This is a genomic window from Vibrio rumoiensis 1S-45 (assembly GCF_000286955.2).
GTDB lineage: Bacteria > Pseudomonadota > Gammaproteobacteria > Enterobacterales > Vibrionaceae > Vibrio > Vibrio rumoiensis_A.
In genome coordinates this window covers 1-2,386 of record NZ_AJYK02000116.1, presented here as the reverse complement: position 1 = coordinate 2,386, position 2,386 = coordinate 1, and the positions used below count along the sequence as shown (strand labels likewise).

At 42.2% G+C, this 2,386-nt stretch carries 3 protein-coding genes; 1 reads left to right on the top strand and 2 read right to left on the bottom strand.

Annotation, left to right across the window (positions count from 1 at the left end):
- Window positions 1-285 precede the first annotated feature (285 nt).
- The gene (locus tag A1QC_RS15295; protein WP_017024770.1) at window positions 286-525 is read left to right on the top strand and encodes a putative hemolysin; all 240 of its coding nucleotides are present in this window, start codon (window positions 286-288) and stop codon (window positions 523-525) included.
- Between the two features lie 116 nt (window positions 526-641).
- On the opposite strand, the gene A1QC_RS15290 is transcribed toward A1QC_RS15295, so the two are convergent.
- Both A1QC_RS15290 and A1QC_RS15285 read right to left on the bottom strand, forming a co-directional pair.
- Window positions 642-2,042, bottom strand: a complete 1,401-nt coding sequence (locus A1QC_RS15290) for an aspartate aminotransferase family protein (protein ID WP_017024769.1) — start codon at window positions 2,040-2,042, stop codon at window positions 642-644.
- Between the two features lie 28 nt (window positions 2,043-2,070).
- Window positions 2,071-2,386 (bottom strand): aldehyde dehydrogenase family protein (locus A1QC_RS15285; RefSeq protein WP_039836313.1); only part of this gene is annotated, 316 nt, incomplete at its 5' end.

Genomic DNA, 2,386 nt, shown 5'->3' with positions numbered 1-2,386 from the left:
TAATAGCCATTATACGACGCACGCTTATTGGATAAGCAGTCTTTGGAAGACGTGAGTCATCATGCCACAACTTATCGAAAAAAAAAGCCCTTTTATAACAATATGAGTTCAAGTGCGCATTATATAACCAAAACACTGATCGCTCGGATAAATCTTGCCCAACCGACTTATATTTCAAGAAATTCACATCGCAAAAATCTATTTGAAATTTATTTATAGAAACCTGATCGTTTTCTGACATTCGCAAAGTACACTGACAAAAAATAATGTTATTAAAGGAAAACCATGAAAAAAATCATCATGTTGGCGTCAGTCGTAACGGCTGTTACTGCAATGAGTGCTTGTGCAAGTGAGCAACCATCCACTCAAAAGCAAGATATGAAAAATCCTGCGGCGACTTTTTGTGTTGATCAAGGTGGCCAGTACACTTCAAATAAGACCGATAAAGGCCAAGTAGGTACTTGTACCCTTTCTGACGGTTCTCAAGTGGATGCTTGGAAATATTTCCGCGATAACCACAAGTAATATTATTTGAATGATTAAGCGTTTAACGGCTTAATCCTTTAAAAAAATAAGGTGGCATACTGGTTTAGTATGCCACCTTTTTTGTTTGTGAAGATTCATTTCAAATGAGAATAACCTTAATTCCAGAGCTTTTGTTTTACTAAAGTATTCATCACTTGATTGACCGCGCTTTCGGTTATTTCTACCATTTGATCGATATCAGAAGTCGTCGCGACTAATGCTGGAGCAAATCCGAGAATGTCACCATGCGGCATGGCTCTCGCAATTAACCCTCTTTCCAAACAAGCAGCAGCAATTTGCGCCCCGACTTTCAAATTAGGGTCAAAATGAGTTCGGTGGTATTTATCTGGTGAAAACTCTAAGCCATGTAACATCCCAACACCTCGGGTATCACCAACTAACGGATGGTCGGCAAATTTCACCTGCATCTGTTGTTGTAAATACTCACCTACAATTCGGCTATTTTCCACCAGCCCTTCTCTTTCAATGATGTTCAAATTGCACAGCGCGGCAGCAGCCCCCATTGGATGGCCAGAGTAAGTGTAACCATGCCCAATAGGCCCCCATTGATCGGTACCATCTTCAAGTACCTGCCAAACTTTGTTGCCAATAATTACGCCAGATAACGGTAAGTAAGCAGAAGTCAGCCCTTTTGCAATGGTCATTAAATCGGGTTTCATTTGGTAAAGATCCGAGCCAAAATTTACCCCTAAGCGACCAAACCCGCAGACCACTTCATCGGCAATCAACAGGACATCGTATTTATCTAGTACTTTTCGAATCTCAGGCCAGTAGCCTTTTGGCGGTGGTACAATTCCCCCGGTTCCCAATACTGGCTCTGCAATCATCGCTGCGACCGTATCAGGGCCTTCATGTAATATTTGCGCTTCTAATTGTTCGGCACATAATTTAGAAAACGCTTCTTCTGTCATATTTTCGACCTCACGACGGTAATAATAAGGCGACATGGTGTGTTTAATGCACTCAAGTGGTAGATCAAAATGTGAGTGGAAAACAGGTAAGCCCGTCATTGAACCAGAAGCAATGCTCGAACCATGATAACCACGTTCACGAGCAATGATTTTTTTCTTTTTTGGTAACCCTCGCGCATTGTTGTAATACCACACTAATTTGAGTTGTGTTTCATTTGCATCACTGCCTGATAAGCCATAATAAACTTTGCTCATCCCCTCTGGAGCCATTTTTAATATACGATCGCTCAACTCTATCAGCGCTTCATTCGTGTGCCCCACATAAGTGTGGTAGTACGCCAATTTCTTTGCTTGTTCATAAATCGCCTCCGCCATTTCTTCTCGGCCATACCCAATATTCACGCAATATAAGCCGGCAAAGCCATCAATCAATTCTACGCCTGTAGAGTCGGTAATTCGCAGCCCTTTTCCTCCGGTAATGATTCTCCCTGGTAATTCACCTGCCGCATACTGCTTTAAATGGGTAGAAGAATGAAAGATAGTTTCTCGATCGGTTTTCAAAAGTTGTTCGGTTGATTTAGTCATGATCGTTCTCCTTGTATAAAATCATCATTCAACAACCGCTTGCAGAAGGTAATTGCCCTAAACAGCAGTACTTGATTTCACTAAATTCCTCAAAGCCGTGGCTCCCACCTTCTCGCCCCAACCCCGATTGCTTTACACCTCCAAATGGAATTCTGTCACCCGTCATTTTGACTGAGTTCACACTCACCATGCCAAACTCTAGACCTCTCATGCAGCGCCATATGGTATGAATATCATGCCCATAGACATAAGCCGCTAATCCATATTCGGTGTCATTACTCATGGCAATCACTTGATCGATATCGTCATAAGGAATAACCCCAGCGACCGGGCAAAAATTCTCT

Coding starts and splice junctions, on each gene's coding strand:
- A1QC_RS15290 (WP_017024769.1), bottom strand. CDS start 2,042: ATGACTAAATCAACCGAACAACTTTTGAAAACCGATCGAGAAACTATC.
- A1QC_RS15295 (WP_017024770.1), top strand. CDS start 286: ATGAAAAAAATCATCATGTTGGCGTCAGTCGTAACGGCTGTTACTGCA.